The sequence below is a fragment of the Streptomyces sp. NPDC045287 genome (assembly GCF_056432325.1).
In genome coordinates this window covers 167,664-184,250 of record NZ_JBWKJG010000013.1, presented here as the reverse complement: position 1 = coordinate 184,250, position 16,587 = coordinate 167,664, and the positions used below count along the sequence as shown (strand labels likewise).

Genomic DNA, 16,587 nt, shown 5'->3' with positions numbered 1-16,587 from the left:
TTCGTCGTCGTACGGCTGTCCTGGTGGTGCTGCTGAGCGAACGCTCAGTCGGTCGGTGATTGTTCCAGACGGACGATGACGGATTTGCTGGTGGGGGTGTTGCTGATGTCCGCGGTGGCGTCCAGGGGTACGAGGACGTTCGTTTCGGGGTAGTAGGCGGCGGCGCAGCCCCGTGCGGTCGGGTAGTGGACGACGCGGAATCCGGGGGCGCGGCGTTCGGTGCCGTCGGTCCACTCGCTGATGAGGTCGGCGTACGACCCGTCGGCGAGGCCCTGTTCGTGGGCGTCGTCGGGGTGGATGAGGACGACGCGGCGGCCGCCTTTGATGCCGCGGTAGCGGTCGTCGAGGCCGTAGATGGTGGTGTTGTACTGGTCGTGCGAGCGCAGTGTTTGTAGCAGTAGTCGGCCTTCGGGGACCTTGGGGTATTCGACGGGGGCGGCGGTGAAGTTGGCCTTGCCGGTTGTGGTGGGGAAGCGTCGTTCGTCGCGTGGGGCGTGGGGGAGGGCGAATCCGCCGGGGTTGGCGGCGAGCCGGGCGTTGAAGTCTTCGAAGCCGGGTACTACGCGCGCGATGCGGTCGCGGATGGTGGCGTAGTCCTTTTCGAACTCTTCCCAGGGGGTGGTCGAGGAGGGGCCGAGGACGGCGCGGGCCATGCGGGCGACGATGGCTGGTTCGGAGAGCAGGTGGGGGCTGGCGGGCGGCAGGTTGCCTCGGGAGGGGTGGACGAGGCCCATTGAGTCCTCGACGGTGACGAATTGTCGGCCGGATGCCTGTACGTCTCGGTCGGTGCGGCCGAGGGTGGGCAGGATCAGTGCGCGTGTGCCGGTGACGGCGTGGGACCGGTTGAGCTTGGTGGAGACGTGCACGGTGAGTCGGGCGCGGCGCATTGCGGCTTCGGTGACTTGGGTGTCGGGGGTTGCGCCGACGAAGTTGCCGCCCATCGCGAAGAAGACTTTCGCGCGGCCGTCGCGGAGCGCCTGGATGGAGCGGACCACGTCGTAGCCGTGGTGGCGGGGTGAGGTGATGCCGAATTCTTTGTCGAGGGCGTCGAGGAAGGCTTCGGAGGGCCGTTCGAAGATGCCCATGGTGCGGTCGCCCTGGACGTTGGAGTGGCCGCGGACGGGGCAGACGCCGGCGCCGGGGCGGCCGATGGCGCCGCGGAGCAGGAGGAGGTTGACGATCTCCCGGATGGTGGGCACGGAGTGTTTGTGTTGGGTGAGGCCCATTGCCCAGCAGACGATCGTGCGGCGTGAGGCGAGGATCATCCGCAGGGCGCTTTCGATTGCGTGGCGGGTCAGTCCCGTCGCGGTGAGCGTTTCGTCCCAGTCGGCGGTGCGGGCGGTGGCGGCGAATTCTTCGAAGCCGTGTGTGTGGGTCCGTACGAATTCCTCGTCGACGGCGCCTTCGGTGTCGAGGATGAGCTTGTTGAGGAGGCGGAACAGGGCTTGGTCGCCGCCGATGCGGATCTGTAGGAACAGGTCGGTGAGGGCTGTGCCGGTCAGGAGGCCCTTGGCGGTCTGCGGGTTCTTGAACCGTTCCAGGCCCGCCTCGGGTAGCGGGTTCACGGAGATGATCTTCGCGCCGGTCGCCTTGGCCTTTTCCAGCGCGGTCAGCATCCGGGGGTGGTTCGTGCCCGGGTTCTGTCCGGCGACGATGATCAGGTCGGCTTGGTGGAGGTCGTCGAGGGAGACGCTGCCCTTGCCGACGCCGAGGGTCTCGGTGAGTGCGGAGCCGGACGATTCGTGGCACATGTTGGAGCAGTCCGGCAGGTTGTTCGTGCCGAATTCGCGGGCGAAGAGCTGGAGCAGGAACGCGGCTTCGTTGCTGGTCCGGCCCGAGGTGTAGAACAGTGCTTCGTCGGGGGAGTCCAGCGCGGTCAGCTCCTCCGCGATGATCGCGAACGCCCGTTCCCAGGTGACCGGCTCGTACCGGTCGCCGCCCTCCGGCAGGTATACCGGGTGTGTGATGCGGCCCTGTTGGCCCAGCCAGTAGCCGCTGCGGTCCGCCAGGTGGGGCAGCGGGTGCGCGGCGAAGAATTCCGGGGTGACCCGGCGTAGTGTGGCCTCCTCGGCGACGGCCTTGGCGCCGTTTTCGCAGAACTCCGCGACGTGCCGCTTGTCGCCCTCGGGCCAGGCGCAGCCCGGGCAGTCGAAGCCGTCCTTCTGGTTGACCTTGAGGAGCGTGCGGGCCGTGCGGCCCAGTCCCATTTGTGCCCGGGAGGCGCGCAGGCCGTGGACGACGCCGGGCAGGCCGGCGGCGGAGTGCTGGACGGCTCCCACCTGCGGAGCGTCCTGGACGGGGTCCCCTGCGGGCGGTTTGCTGACCATGGCGCGCTCCTTCGTTTCGCCGTACGTGTGTACGCGGGTGCGTCTTTCGATCCTGTCACGTGGGGGTCGGTGGTGGGTGGTGCCCGTCGGAGGTTGTCAGTGGAGCGTGGCAGGATCGTGGACGTGGCTGAGACAGCATCGAAGAAGACTGCGCAAGACCGTCCGCGCCTGCTCCTCATGGATGGGCACTCCCTGGCGTACCGGGCGTTCTTCGCGCTGCCCGCGGAGAACTTCACGACGTCGAGCGGGCAGGTGACCAATGCCGTCTACGGCTTCGCGTCGATGCTGGCGAACACGTTGCGTGACGAGGCGCCCACGCACTTCGCGGTGGCGTTCGACGTGTCCCGCAGGACCTGGCGTTCCCGGGACTTCCCGGAGTACAAGGCGAACCGCTCCGCCACGCCCGACGAGTTCAAGGGGCAGGTCGAGCTGATCGGCGAGCTGCTGGACACGATGAACGCGGTCCGGTTCGCCGTGGAGGACTACGAGGCGGACGACATCATCGCCACGCTGGCCACGCAGGCGGAGGCCGCCGGTTTCGAGGTGCTGATCGTCACCGGCGACCGCGACTCGTTCCAGCTGGTCACGGACCGTGTCACGGTGCTGTATCCGACGAAGGGCGTGTCGGAGCTGACCCGGTTCACGCCGGAGAAGGTGCAGGAGAAGTACGGGTTGTCGCCGAGCCAGTACCCGGACTTCGCGGCGCTGCGCGGCGACCCGTCGGACAACCTGCCGGGCATTCCGGGGGTCGGTGAGAAGACGGCCACGAAGTGGATCAACCAGTTCGGTTCGTTCCAGGAGCTGGTGGAGCGGGCCGACGAGGTGAAGGGCAAGGTCGGGCAGGCCCTGCGCGACCATTTGGAGTCCGTGAAGCTGAACCGGCACCTGACGGAGCTGGTGCGGGACGTGGAGCTGCCGAAGGCGGTGGCGGACCTGGAGCGCGCCCCTTATGACCGGGCGGCGCTCAAGGGCTTCCTGGAGGTCCTGGAGATCCGCAACCCGAGCTTGCGGGAGCGGTTGCTCGCCGTGGACCCCGGCTCCGAGGAGGAGGCCGGGCCCGCCCCGGCCGCCGGCGTGGAACTGGACGGTGCGGTGCTGGGCGCCGGCGAGCTGGCGCCGTGGCTGGAGCGGCACGGGGGCGGGCCGCTGGGCATGGCGACGGCGGACAGCTGGGCGCTCGGCGTGGGCAGTGTCACCGAGGTCGCCCTCGCGGCGGCGGACGGCGCGGCGGCCTGGTTCGACCCGTCGCAGTTGGACGAGGCCGACGAGCGCGCGTTCGCCGCGTGGATCGCGGACCCGGCCCGGCCGAAGGTGCTGCACAACGCCAAGGCCGTCATGCGCGTCTTCCCGGAACAGGGCTGGAGCGTCGCCGGCGTCACGATGGACACGGCGCTCGCGGCGTACCTGGTGAAGCCGGGTCGCCGTTCCTTCGCCCTGGACGCGCTCGCCGTCGAGTACCTGGGGCGGGAGCTCGCCCCGCCGTCCGCCGCCGACGGCCAGCTTGCGTTCGGCGCGGACGACACGGCGGAGGCCGACGCGCTGATGACGCAGGCGCGGGCCGTCCTCGACCTGGGCGAGGCGTTCGCCGCGCGCCTGGAGGAGGTGGGCGCGACACGGCTGCTGCACGAGGTGGAGCTGCCCACGTCCGAGCTGCTCGCCCGGATGGAGCGGCACGGCATCGCCGCCGACCGGCCGCACCTGGAGGGGATGGAGCAGCAGTTCGCCGGCGCCGTCCAGCAGGCGGTGAAGGAGGCGCACGCCTCGGTCGGCCACGAGTTCAACCTCGGGTCGCCCAAGCAGCTCCAGGAGGTCCTCTTCGGTGAGCTGAACCTGCCGAAGACCAAGAAGACCAAGACCGGCTACACGACGGACGCGGATGCGCTGGCCTGGCTCGCCGCCCGGACCGAGCACGAACTGCCCGTGATCATGCTCCGCCACCGGGAGCAGGCGAAGCTCCGCGTCACCGTGGAGGGCCTGATCAAGACGGTCGCGGCGGACGGCCGGATCCACACCACGTTCAACCAGACGGTCGCCGCGACCGGCCGGCTGTCGTCCACGGACCCGAACCTGCAGAACATCCCGGTCCGTACGGACGAGGGCCGCGCCATCCGCCGCGGCTTCGTCGTCGGCGAGGGCTTCGAGGCCCTGATGACCGCCGACTACAGCCAGATCGAGCTGCGCGTCATGGCGCACCTGTCGGAGGACGAGGGTCTCATCGAGGCGTTCACCTCCGGCGAGGACCTCCACACCACGGTCGCCTCCCAGGTCTTCGGCGTCGACAAGTCGGCCGTCGACGCCGAGATGCGCCGCAAGATCAAGGCCATGTCGTACGGGTTGGCGTACGGCCTGTCCGCGTTCGGCCTGTCGCAGCAGCTGAACATCGAGGCCGTCGAGGCGCGCGCCCTGATGGACACGTACTTCGAGCGGTTCGGCGGGGTGCGGGACTACCTGCGCCGCGTCGTCGACGAGGCCCGCGCGACGGGCTACACGGAGACGATGCTGGGCCGTCGCCGCTACCTGCCGGACCTGAACAGCGACAACCGGCAGCGGCGCGAGATGGCCGAGCGGATGGCGCTCAACGCGCCGATCCAGGGCACGGCCGCCGACATCGTGAAGGTCGCCATGCTCAACGTCGACCGGGCGCTGACCGCGGCCGGCCTGACCTCCCGGATGTTGCTCCAGGTCCACGACGAGATCGTGCTGGAGCTCGCGCCGGGGGAGCGGGAACGCGTCGAGGAGATCGTGCGCCGCGAGATGTCATCGGCGGTCGAGCTGCGGGCGCCGCTGGACGTGTCGGTGGGCGTCGGCCCCGACTGGGAGTCGGCCGCGCACTGACCGGCCCGGACCGCGGAAGAGGGACGGCGTGACCGCGCGTCGCCCCCTCCGCCCCCGGCGCGCCTCAGGGCCGGGGCGCGGCGCCGGACCGCAGCCGCATCCCCGCGCCGTACAGGACGAGCCCCACGGCCAGCCCCGCCCCGGCGCCGAAGCACGCGGTGGGGAGGATGTCGAGCGGCGTCTCGGCGCGCCCCCCGTACGCGTACCAGCGCAGGCACCGGTGCGCGGCCCCGGCTGCCGCGCACCCCGCGAGCAGCCCGATCGCCAGCCACCGCCCCCGCCGCGTCGGCACCGGCCGCAGCGCCCCCGCCGTTTCGGCCCGATCGGCGGGGACGCGGCGCAGTGCGCCGTGCCCGAACCACGCGAGGACGGCCAGCGCCGCGGCCGACCCGCCGTACTGGGCGTACAGGTACAGGGGGAGGCCCGCCACGGACTCGCCGAGCACGGGCAGCACGCGCGTGCCCCACCGGCCGGGGTGGGTGAACAGGTCCCACACGACATGGGTCGTCGCCCCGAGGACCGCCGAGACGTAGAACCACGCCGCGAGCGCCACCGGGCGGCGCCCGCGCCACGGCCGGCCGCGCAGCACCGCGTACGCCCGGCCCCGCCACCGTCCCGGCAGCAGTGCCACCAGCGGCTCACGGACCATCAGCCACACGCCCGTCAGCAGCGCTGCCGTCAGGACGTCGACGGTCAGCACCCCCCACCCGCTGTGCGTGACCTCCCCGAACGCCATGGCGCCGGGCACGGCACTGTCCGCGAAGTACGTCATGTCGGGTGAGAACGACCCCGTGACGAGGGCCGAGGCGACCAGCGGGCCCCGCGCGGCGCCGGACCTTCGCATCGCCGGGAGGACGGCGGCGGCGTGGCTGAGTGTGAACGGCATGAGCGACGGCCCCCGGTTATCAGTCCTCCAACCCCAACCTGATCAGTATCAATCATTTCGTGATCAACATGTGATGACGTCAGGTCCGAGAGGGCTGCAAGGATGACTGATGGCGAAAGCGTGAAAAGCGGTCACCCCTCGGTGTGATGAAGCCCCGAGGTGTCGTAGGGTCACCTGAGCCGCGCATCGGGGCGCGCGGCAGAGGTCTTCGGCGCCGACGGGCGCCACCGGGGAGGGACAGACGCATGGCAGTGCACATCCGCCGTCGGCTGCGCAAGAGCGCCACCACCACCGCGGTCGCCGCCGCGGCCGTGGCCGCGCTCTCGGCCTCACAGGCACCGGGCGCCACCCCCGCCACCACCGGCGGTCAGCCGGCCGGCGACACGACACCACCGGCCTCGTCCGGCTCCACCGCCACGGGCGACTCGCCCTACTACACCGACCTGCCGCCGCTGAACAGCCCCAACCCCGTGGGGCCCGCCGACGGCGGCCCCGTGGGGACCGGCCCGGCCGAAGCGGGCATACCGGCCACCGTGCTCGCCGCGTACAAGCAGGCCGAGCAGTACCTGAAGACCGCCCGGCCCGGCTGCAACCTGCCCTGGCAACTCCTCGCGGGCATCGGCAAGGTGGAGTCCGGCCAGGCCCGCGGCGGTCGCGTCAACGCCGCCGGAACCACCTTCTCGCCGATCCTGGGTCCCGTCCTCAACGGCAACGGCTTCGCCGACATCAGCGACACCGACGACGGCGCCTACGACGGCGACACCCGCCACGACCGCGCGGTCGGCCCCATGCAGTTCATCCCGTCCACCTGGGCCTCCTGGGGCCAGGACGCCAACGGCGACGGCCGCAAGGACCCCAACAACATCTACGACGCCGCCCAGGCCGCCGGCATGTACCTGTGCGCCAACAACCGCGACCTCGCGGTCAAGGCGGACCTCGACCGGGCCATCCTCAGCTACAACCAGTCCCGCGAGTACCTGCGCACGGTCCTGTCCTGGTTCGAGTTCTACAAGCGCGGCACGCACCAGGTCCCCGACGGCACCGGCGTGCAGCCCGTCGAGCGCAGCGACTCCCGCACCCCCGGCGGATCCACGTACACCCCGACCCCGACCCCCGCCCCGGCGAAGACGCCGTCGCCCTCGGCCACCACGCCGACGCCCGGCGCCACACCCGGCACCCAGGCCCCCAAGCCCGGCACGACCACCCCGCCCGCCAAGCCGGCCCCCGTGGAGACGGTCCCCACCCGGCCCAGCCCCTCGCCGACGCCGCCCAAGCCCGTCCCGACCCCGACCCCGACTCCGACCCCGGCCCCCGCCGACCGGGTGAGCCGCCTCGACGACGCCGGCACCGGCGCGCTCACCGCCCCCGCCGGCACCGAGTTCGCCGAGCGCCCCTCCGTCGTCGCCCGCGACGCCCGGGGCGGCCTCCTCGCCCTCGTCCCGGTCCGGTTCGAGATCGCCGGCGACACCGACGCGCGCTTCGCGAACGGCGCCACCGCCGTCACCGTCACCACCGGAAGCGACGGCACCGCCACCGCGCCCGCCCTCCGGGCCGGCGAGAAGACCGGACGGTTCACCGTCCGCGCCACCGTCCCGAAGCGCCCGGCCGTCACCCCCGTCGCCTTCGCGGCGACCGTCACCGCCGGCCGGGCCGACACCCTCACCCTGACCGGCGGGGCCCCGCTCACCGCGGCCCCCGAAGGGGAGTTCGCCCAGCGGCTCACCGTGCGGGCCACCCGCGGGGGCGCCGCCGTCCCCGGCACCGAGCTGACCGCCGCGATGGTCACGGAAGGCCCCGGCGGCACGCACACGCCCAGCGACGGGGGCCCCTACTTCAAGGACGCCCAGGGCGCCCCGATCCGTACGCTCACCGGTCTCACGACCGACGCGGACGGCGTCCTCCAGCTCCCGCCGATGTACGCGGACGGCCGGACCGGCACGTTCCTGCTGCGCCTCACCGCCCAGGGCGGCGCATCGCTGACGGTGGAGCTGACGGTCACCGCCGCCTGACCCGCCCCGCGCCCGACGGCCCGCCCCCTCACCGGTACGAGGGCGGCGGGCCGTCTAGCGCCGCGGGTTCGTACGCCGCGTCGGCGGCGCCGCCGAAGGGTCCTCCGGCCACGGGTGCTTCGGGTACCGCCCGCGCAGCTCCGCCCGCACCGCCCGGTAGCCGTCCCGCCAGAACGACTCCAGGTCGGCCGTCACCGCCGCCGGCCGCCCCGCGGGCGACAGCAGGTGCACCAGTACGGGCACCCCGGCCACCCGCGGCGTCCGGGCCAGCCCGAACATCTCTTGCAGCTTCACCGCGAGGACCGGCTGCCCGTCCCCGTACTCCACCCGGACCCGCGAGCCGCTCGGGACCTCGATCCGCTCCGGCGCCAGCTCGTCCAGCCGCGCCGCGTCACCGCTCGCCCAGGGCAGCAGCCGCCGCAGCGCCTCCCCGGCGTCGATCCGCGCCAGACCCGCCCGCCGGCGCGCCGCCGACAGCTCCGGCTCCAGCCACTCCCCGGCCCGCGCCACCAGCGCCCCGTCCGACACGTCCGGCCAGGGCGCCCCCACCACCCGGTGCAGGAACGCCAGCCGCTCCCGCAGCCGGACCGCCTCCCGCGACCAGCGCAACAGCCCGGGCCCCTCCCGCCGCAGCCCCTCCAGCAGCGCCTCCCGCACGAGCCCGGGCGCGGCGTCCCCGAGCGGCCGTACGGCCAGGTCGACCGCGCCCAGCCGCTCCACCGCACGCGCCACGACGTCACCGTCCTGCCACCGCACCTCGTCACCCGCCACCAGCAGGTGCCCGGCGGCGAGCCGCGCCGTGTCCTCGTCGCACACGGCGGCGAGCCGCACCCGGGCCGACGCGGAGTGCGCGGGCCGGTCGGCCACGGCCACCGCCAGCCAGTCCGCCGACCGCAGGCCCGACCCGCCGCCCACCTCGGCACCGGTCCCGGCCACCATCAGGAAGGAACCGCCGCCCCGGGCCCGCGCCACCCGCTCCGGAAACGCCAGCGCGACCACGATCCCGGCGGCCACGTCGTCCGACACCCCGCCACCGGAGCCCTCACGCGCCCCGCCGGAGCCCGCCGCTCCACCGGGCCCCGCCGGGCTGTCGGACTTCGCCGCTCCACCGGGCCCCGCCGGGCTGCCGGACGCCGCCGTCCCCCCGGACCTCGCCGTCCCGCCCGTGCCCGCCGCTCCACCGGGCCCCACCGGACTGCCGGACCCTGCCACTCCGCCGGACCTCACCGCTCCACCGGGCCCCACCGGGCCGCCGGATCCTGCCGCTCCGCCAGAGCCCACCGCCTGGCCGGACTCCGCCCCGCCCGCGCCCGCCGCGGCGAGCTGCCGGGCCAGCCGGCCGGCCTCCCGGCGCCACCGCGCCCCGTACGCGTCGCCGCCCCGGCGGGCCGCGCGCCACGCGGCGGCCACGTCGTCGCCGTACGCGCGCGGCGGCTCCTCGCCCAGTAGGGCCACCAACTCCGCCGCCCGGCGCGCGCCCACCAGCGGCGCGCCGTCCAGCAGCGCCCGCGCGAGCCGGGGGTGGAGGCCCAGACGCGCCATCCGGGCGCCCCGCTCCGTCGCCCGGCCGCGCGCGTCGACCGCGCCGACCGCCTCCAGCACCGACCGCGCCGCCGCCATCGCCCCGGCCGGAGGAGCATCCAGCAGCGCCAGGCCCGACGCGTCCGGATCGCCCCACGCCGCCGCCTGCAACGCGAACCCCGTCAGGTCCGCCACCCGGATCTCCGGCGAGGGGAAGGCCGGCAGCCGGCCGTCCTCCGCCTCCGACCAGCACCGGTACACCGCACCCGGCGCCTCGCGCCCCGCACGGCCCGCGCGCTGCCGGGCCGACGCCCGCGACGCCCGCAGCGTCACCAGGGAGCCCAGCCCCCGCGCGTGGTCCACCCGGGGCTCCCGCGCCAGCCCCGAATCGACCACCACCCGCACGCCCGGCACCGTCAGCGACGACTCCGCCACCGCCGTCGCCAGCACCACCCGCCGTCCGCGGCCCGGCGACAACACCGCCTCCTGCACCGCGGCGGGCGCCCGGCCGTGCACCTGGAGCACCTCGACCCCGCGCAGATCCGACAGCAGCCCCGCCACCCGGGCGATCTCACCCACCCCCGGCAGGAAGCACAGCACGTCGCCCTCGCGCTCCGCCAGCGCCCGCCGCACCACCCCCGCCACGTGCGCCAGCAGCGCGGGGTCCACGAACGTCCCGTGCGCCGGCCGCACCGCCCCGCCCGGCGGCGCCCACACGACCTCCACGGGGTGCGCCGCACCCGCCGCCTCCACGACCGGCGCGCCGCCCAGCAGCCGCGCCCACCCCTCGGCGTCCGTCGTCGCCGACGCGGCCACCAGCCGCAGCTCCGGCCGCAGCGCCTCCCGTACGTCCAGCAGGAACGCGGCGACCGTGTCCGCGTCCAGGTGCCGCTCGTGGCACTCGTCGAGGACCACCACGTCCACCCCGGCCAGCTCCTGGTCCCGCTGGAGCCGCTGGAGCAGCACCCCGGTCGTCACCACCTCGACGACCGTCTCCCGCGACACGGCCCGCTCGCCGCGCACCGTGAAGCCGACCCGGCCGCCGACCTCCTCGCCCAGCAGCCACGCCATCCGCCGGGCCGCGCCCCGCGCCGCGATCCGCCGCGGCTCGGCGACCACCACCCGGGCGCCCCGCTCCGCCAGCTCCAGTGGCACGAGCGTCGTCTTGCCGGTTCCCGGCGGCGCGCACAGCACCGCGGCCCCGTGCCCGTCCAACGCCCGCCGGAGCGCCGGCAGGGCGTGCCGTACCGGGAGCCGCTCCCGCTCCTCCTCGCGGATCACGCGATCACGCGCCCCGCTCGTCCCGCTCGCACACGAAGATCGCCGTGCCGGGGATGAGGTTCCCGCGCAGCGGGGACCAGCCGCCCCACTCCTGGCCGTTCCAGGCGGGCCACTCCGGCTCCACCAGGTCCACCAGCCGGAAGCCGCCCGCGACCACGTCCCGCACCCGGTCGCCGATGGTCCGGTGGTGCTCCACGTACACCGCCCGGCCCCGCTCGTCCTGCTCCACGTACGGCGTGCGGTCGAAGTACGACGCCGCGACCGTCAGCCCCTCGGGCCCCGGCTCGTCCGGGAACGCCCAGCGGATCGGGTGCGTCACGGAGAACACCCACCGGCCGCCCGGCCGCAACACCCGCCGCACCTCCCGGAAGACCCGCACCGGGTCGGCGACGAACGGCACCGCCCCGTACGCCGAGCAGGCCAGGTCGAAGGAGCCGTCCCGGAACGGCAGCGCCCCCGCGTCCGCCTGCACCGGGGACAGCCCGTCCGCGCCGATGCGCAGCGCGTGCTGGAGCTGCCGGTGGGAGAGGTCCAGCGCCACCGGCCTGGCCCCCTGCGCCGCCAGCCAGCGCGAGCACTGCGCCGCGCCCGCGCCGATCTCCAGGACGTCCAGGCCCCGCAGCGACCCGGCCGGGCCCAGCAGCCCGGCCTCCGCCTCGTCCAGCCCCTCGGGGCCCCACACGAACCGGTCGTCCCCGAGGAAGCCGCCGTGCTCGCTCTGGTACTCGTCGGCGTTCCGGTCCCACCAGCCGCGGCTCGCCCTGCTGCTCTCCGCGTCGCCCGCGTCACGGCGCGTCGCCTCGGGCTCGTAGTCTTGGATCATCTCGTCCGTCGTTGTAGTTTGCGCTCCGCGCGCGGTGCGCACGGGCGCCGGCGTGCCGATGGCCGCGACCGCGCCGTGCGCCCCGGCGTGTCACCGGCGCGTCCCGGCCAGGACGGCCTCCGCCCAGCTTAGTTGTGCCGGATATGGGGGGCTCCGCCCCGGGTGGGCGCCTTCGCGCATTGACCCCGTACGGCACCGCCCGTATGCTAAAGGTTGCGCTGCGGGCCTGCGCGCCTCAGACGGAGCAGGCCGCGCTCGCATCTGTTGTATGTCCCCTCGGTTGTCGAGGCGCCACCCGGTCGCTGGGCCCGGCGCTTCCTTGGCTGTCCGGCTTCTGCAGCTGCGATACGGGCTCTCGGCGTAGCAGTACCTACGACTTCAATGTCCGTACCGGAGCCCTTTCCCACATGACGAGCAGCACCGAGACCACCGCCACCACCCCGCAGGTTGCGGTCAACGACATCGGTAACGAGGAAGCCTTCCTCGCAGCGATCGACGAGACGATCAAGTACTTCAACGACGGCGACATCGTCGACGGCGTCATCGTGAAGGTCGACCGGGACGAGGTCCTGCTCGACATCGGTTACAAGACCGAAGGTGTCATCCCGAGCCGCGAGCTCTCGATCAAGCACGACGTCGACCCGAACGAGGTCGTCAAGGTCGGCGACGAGATCGAGGCCCTCGTCCTCCAGAAGGAGGACAAGGAAGGCCGCCTGATCCTCTCGAAGAAGCGCGCCCAGTACGAGCGCGCCTGGGGCACGATCGAGAAGATCAAGGAAGAGGACGGCATCGTCACCGGCACCGTCATCGAGGTCGTCAAGGGTGGTCTCATCCTCGACATCGGCCTCCGTGGCTTCCTGCCGGCCTCCCTCGTCGAGATGCGCCGTGTCCGCGACCTCCAGCCGTACGTCGGCAAGGAGCTCGAGGCCAAGATCATCGAGCTGGACAAGAACCGCAACAACGTGGTCCTGTCCCGCCGTGCCTGGCTGGAGCAGACCCAGTCCGAGGTCCGCCAGACGTTCCTCACGACCCTCCAGAAGGGTCAGGTCCGCTCCGGCGTCGTGTCCTCGATCGTCAACTTCGGTGCCTTCGTGGACCTGGGTGGCGTCGACGGTCTGGTCCACGTCTCCGAGCTGTCCTGGAAGCACATCGACCACCCGTCCGAGGTCGTCGAGGTCGGCCAGGAGGTCACGGTCGAGGTCCTCGACGTCGACATGGACCGCGAGCGCGTCTCCCTGTCGCTGAAGGCGACGCAGGAGGACCCGTGGCAGCAGTTCGCCCGGACCCACCAGATCGGCCAGGTCGTCCCGGGTAAGGTCACGAAGCTGGTTCCGTTCGGTGCGTTCGTCCGCGTGGACGAGGGCATCGAGGGCCTGGTCCACATCTCCGAGCTGGCCGAGCGCCACGTGGAGATCCCGGAGCAGGTCGTCCAGGTCAACGACGAGATCTTCGTCAAGGTCATCGACATCGACCTCGAGCGCCGCCGCATCAGCCTCTCGCTGAAGCAGGCCAACGAGTCCTTCGGTGCCGACCCGGCCTCGGTCGAGTTCGACCCGACCCTGTACGGCATGGCCGCGTCCTACGACGACCAGGGCAACTACATCTACCCCGAGGGCTTCGACCCGGAGACCAACGACTGGCTGCCGGGCTACGAGGCGCAGCGCGAGGCCTGGGAGACCCAGTACGCCGAGGCGCAGCAGCGCTTCGAGCAGCACCAGGCCCAGGTCATCAAGTCCCGCGAGGCCGACGCTGCCGCCGCTGCCGAGGGTGGCTCCGCCGCTCCCTCCGGCGCCGGTGCGCCGACCGGTGGCTCCTACTCCTCGGAGTCGGACGACAACTCCGGCGCCCTGGCGTCGGACGAGGCGCTCGCCGCCCTCCGCGAGAAGCTGGCCGGCGGCCAGAGCTGAACGGCTCGGCACCGACCTGCTAGCTCCTAGCCGGTAACACCGAGGCCCGCCCCCCACGGGGGCGGGCCTCGGTGCTTTCCGCGTGCCGGGCCGGGCCCGCCGTGCCCGACGCGCCTCCCCGCGTCCGGGACGTCAGCTCACGACGGGGACGCCCGGAGTGGCCAGGCCGCGTCCGCCGGTGCGGGTGTTGTCCGCGTACACCGTCGTCCGGCAGGAGGCGGAGTGGTGCGGGGCGTGGATCGCGTACCGGTCCGCGCCGGTCGCGCCCACCAGGTCGGCGTGGTTGCCGCGGAAGACCGCGCCGCAGCCCCAGCCGGGCTGCTGGGAGTGCACCTCGAAGCCGTTGTTGAGCGTGTTCCGGCCGGTGTTGCCGGAGACGAGGACGTCGTTGCCCTTCACGTCCACCCACGAGTCGTCGTAGTGGACTCCCGTCATCCCGCGCCCGTCGAAGGTGTTCCCGATGATCCGGGCGCCGGTGGTGCCCTCCTTGATGTCGACGCCCTCGCCGCCCACACCGGGGCCGATGGTGTTGTGGAGTATCTGGACGCCGTCGCTCCGGTCCGACAGCGTGTTCGCCGTCCCCACGTAGACGCCCTCGCCCATCCCGCGGCCGTCGCGGCCCGTGTCGTAGATGCGGGAGTTGCTGATGACGCCGTCGCTGCTGGAGTTCCGGAAGTGGACGCCCTCCATGTCCAGGCCGTGCACGGTGACCGAGTCGATGACGACGCCGTTCGCGCCGTCCATCATGATCCCCTTCTGGCCACCGGTGACCGTCACGCCGCGTACGGTCCAGTACGAGGCGCCGTTGAGGTGCAGGCCGTAGCCGCCGCCCGCGGTGAGGACGGCCCGCGGCGAACCGGTCAGGACGATGCGCGCGGAGGCGGTGGCGGGGACCGTCGCCTTGAAGTTGCCGGTGTACGTGCCGTCGGCGAGCCGGATCGTGTCGCCCGGCCGCGCGGCGGCGAGGGCCGCCTTGAGCTGCGCGGCCGTCGAGACGTCGACGACGGCGGCGGCCCGCCCGGCGGAGGGGGCCTTCGCGGTCGCGGTGGCGGACGCGGTCGTGGACGTGGTGGCGGTGGCGGTCAGGGCGAGGGCGGCGGAGAGCAGGGCGGGGAGCAGCGTGCTGGTGCGCATGGTGGGGGTGCCTTCCCGTGGAGTTCTCGTACCTGGACGCCGGGCGGGATGCTGAACGCGCGCTGCCCCGAGACGGTAGGGACAGGGTGTGGGCATGTCAAGGTCTGTACCAAAGGGTGCGTGTCGCCCGTGACATGGCGCGCTCGGGAATGCCGGGGGCCCGTCCGACGTTCTTCCGTGGGAAGACGAGAAGGAGCGGTAATCGTGCTTGATCCGCAGGATTTGTACGCATGGGATCCGAAGGGCCTGGCGGTCGCCGACATGGCGCTCGCGCAGGAGTCGGCCGGCCTGATCATGCTCTATCACTTCGACGGATACATCGACGCGGGAGAGGCCGGCGAGCAGATCGTCGACCGCCTGCTGGAGACCCTCCCGCACCAGGTGGTGGCCCGCTTCGACCACGACCGCCTGGTCGACTACCGGGCGCGCCGCCCGCTGCTCACCTTCCGCCGCGACCGCTGGACCGGGTACGACACCCCGGCCATCGAGCTCCGGATCGTCCAGGACGCCACCGGCGCCCCCTTCCTGCTGCTGTCCGGGCCCGAGCCCGACGTGGAGTGGGAGCGCTTCGCCGCGGCCGTGCGGCAGATCGTGGAGCGGCTCGGCGTGCGCCTCGCCGTCAACTTCCACGGCATCCCGATGGGCGTCCCGCACACCCGCCCCGTCGGCCTCACCCCGCACGGCAACCGCACCGACCTCGTACCGGGGCACCGCAGCCCGTTCGACGAGGCGCAGGTCCCCGGCAGCGCCGTCGCGCTCGTCGAGTACCGGCTGATCGAGGCCGGGCACGACGTGCTCGGCATCGCCGCGCACGTCCCGCACTACGTGGCGCGCTCCGCCTACCCCGACGCGGCGCTCACCGCCCTCGAGGCGATCACGGCGGCGACGGGCCTGGTCCTGCCGGCCGTGGCGCACCACCTGCGCACCGCGGCGCAGCGCACGCAGACCGAGATCGACCGCCAGATCGGCGAGGGCGACGAGGAACTGGTCGCCCTGGTCAAGGGGTTGGAGCACCAGTACGACGCGCTGGCCGGCGCCGAGACCCGCGGGAGCCTCGTCGCGGAGCCCGTGGAGCTGCCGTCCGCCGACGAGATCGGCCGCGAGTTCGAGCGCTTCCTCGCCGAGCGCGAGGGCGACACGCCGTAGCGAGCGGACGCCGGCCGCCGCCAGGGGCGGCCGACGTCCGCCCCGCCCCGGCGTCTAGGCTTCCGCTCATGCTGACCGTAGGTCTCACCGGAGGAATCGGCGCCGGCAAAAGCGAGGTCTCCCGCCTCCTCGTCTCGTACGGCGCCGTCCTCGTCGACGCCGACAGGGTCGCCCGCGAGGTCGTCGAGCCCGGCACGCCGGGGCTCGCCGCCGTCGTGGAGGCGTTCGGACCCGGTGTCCTGACGCCCGAGGGCGCCCTGGACCGGCCCAAGCTGGGCTCCCTCGTCTTCGGTGACGCCGAGCGCCTCGCCACCCTCAACGGCATCGTCCACCCCCTCGTCCGCGCCCGCTCCGCCGAACTGCAGGCCGCCGCCGCGCCCGACGCCGTCGTCGTCCACGACGTGCCCCTCCTCACCGAGAACGGGCTCGCCCCCCTCTACGACGTCGTCGTGGTCGTCGACGCGTCCGCCGAGACCCGCCTCGACCGCCTCGTACGGCTCCGCGGCATGACCGGGGCCGAGGCCCGCGCCCGCATGGCCGCCCAGGCCACCGCCGAGCAGCGGCGCGCCATCGCCGACTACGTCATCGACAACGACGGCCCCATCGAGGCCCTGGAACCGCAGGTCCGCGAGGTGTGGGAGCGACTGGAGGCCCGCGCGGCCCGCACCGGGCCGGAATAGGCCGGCCGCCGGGGATGTTGAAGGGCCGCAGCGAGGGG

The 16,587-nt window shown here is 73.4% G+C and carries 10 protein-coding genes; 5 read left to right on the top strand and 5 right to left on the bottom strand.

The features are described 5' to 3' along the window. Nucleotides 1-44: 44 nt before the first annotated feature. Nucleotides 45-2,327, bottom strand: coding sequence for an FdhF/YdeP family oxidoreductase (locus AC07D6_RS22235; RefSeq protein ID WP_479046834.1), 2,283 nt, complete (start codon nt 2,325-2,327; stop codon nt 45-47). Between the two features lie 123 nt (nt 2,328-2,450). Here AC07D6_RS22235 and polA point away from each other — a divergent pair, with 123 nt between their 5' ends. Further along, nucleotides 2,451-5,162, top strand: a complete 2,712-nt coding sequence (polA, locus tag AC07D6_RS22230) for a DNA polymerase I (RefSeq protein ID WP_479046831.1) — start codon at nt 2,451-2,453, stop codon at nt 5,160-5,162. Nucleotides 5,163-5,226: 64 nt separating this feature from the next. Here polA and AC07D6_RS22225 read toward each other — a convergent pair whose 3' ends face one another. Beyond that, complete coding sequence (locus AC07D6_RS22225; protein WP_315876473.1) at nt 5,227-6,048, bottom strand: DUF4184 family protein; 822 nt, start codon at nt 6,046-6,048, stop codon at nt 5,227-5,229. Nucleotides 6,049-6,293: 245 nt separating this feature from the next. Here AC07D6_RS22225 and AC07D6_RS22220 point away from each other — a divergent pair, with 245 nt between their 5' ends. After that, entirely contained in the window at nt 6,294-8,057 is a 1,764-nt protein-coding gene (locus AC07D6_RS22220) for a lytic transglycosylase domain-containing protein (RefSeq protein WP_479046829.1), read from the top strand. 54 nt (nt 8,058-8,111) lie between these two features. Here the strand turns inward: AC07D6_RS22220 and AC07D6_RS22215 are convergent, their stop codons facing one another. Together AC07D6_RS22215 and AC07D6_RS22210 are read right to left on the bottom strand one after the other, a co-directional pair. Further along, on the bottom strand, nt 8,112-10,859 hold the full coding sequence (locus AC07D6_RS22215; RefSeq protein ID WP_479046827.1) for an ATP-dependent RNA helicase: 2,748 nt from the start codon (nt 10,857-10,859) through the stop codon (nt 8,112-8,114). A gap of 4 nt (nt 10,860-10,863) precedes the next feature. Next, nucleotides 10,864-11,682 carry a class I SAM-dependent methyltransferase gene (locus AC07D6_RS22210; RefSeq protein ID WP_479046825.1) on the bottom strand — a complete coding sequence of 273 codons (819 nt, stop codon included), beginning with the start codon at nt 11,680-11,682 and terminating at the stop codon, nt 10,864-10,866. Between the two features lie 407 nt (nt 11,683-12,089). Between AC07D6_RS22210 and rpsA the strand changes: the two genes are divergently transcribed. Continuing rightward, nucleotides 12,090-13,589: a 30S ribosomal protein S1 gene (gene rpsA, locus AC07D6_RS22205; RefSeq protein WP_315876469.1), complete on the top strand. Its 1,500-nt coding sequence runs from the start codon at nt 12,090-12,092 to the stop codon at nt 13,587-13,589. Between the two features lie 132 nt (nt 13,590-13,721). On the opposite strand, the gene AC07D6_RS22200 is transcribed toward rpsA, so the two are convergent. Next, nucleotides 13,722-14,723 carry a right-handed parallel beta-helix repeat-containing protein gene (locus AC07D6_RS22200; RefSeq protein WP_479046823.1) on the bottom strand — a complete coding sequence of 334 codons (1,002 nt, stop codon included), beginning with the start codon at nt 14,721-14,723 and terminating at the stop codon, nt 13,722-13,724. 204 nt (nt 14,724-14,927) lie between these two features. Here AC07D6_RS22200 and AC07D6_RS22195 point away from each other — a divergent pair, with 204 nt between their 5' ends. Further along, the gene (locus tag AC07D6_RS22195; protein WP_315876467.1) at nt 14,928-15,869 is read left to right on the top strand and encodes a PAC2 family protein; all 942 of its coding nucleotides are present in this window, start codon (nt 14,928-14,930) and stop codon (nt 15,867-15,869) included. A gap of 68 nt (nt 15,870-15,937) precedes the next feature. After that, nucleotides 15,938-16,549 carry a dephospho-CoA kinase gene (gene coaE / locus AC07D6_RS22190; protein ID WP_315876466.1) on the top strand — a complete coding sequence of 204 codons (612 nt, stop codon included), beginning with the start codon at nt 15,938-15,940 and terminating at the stop codon, nt 16,547-16,549. The last annotated feature ends 38 nt before the right edge of the window (nt 16,550-16,587 follow it).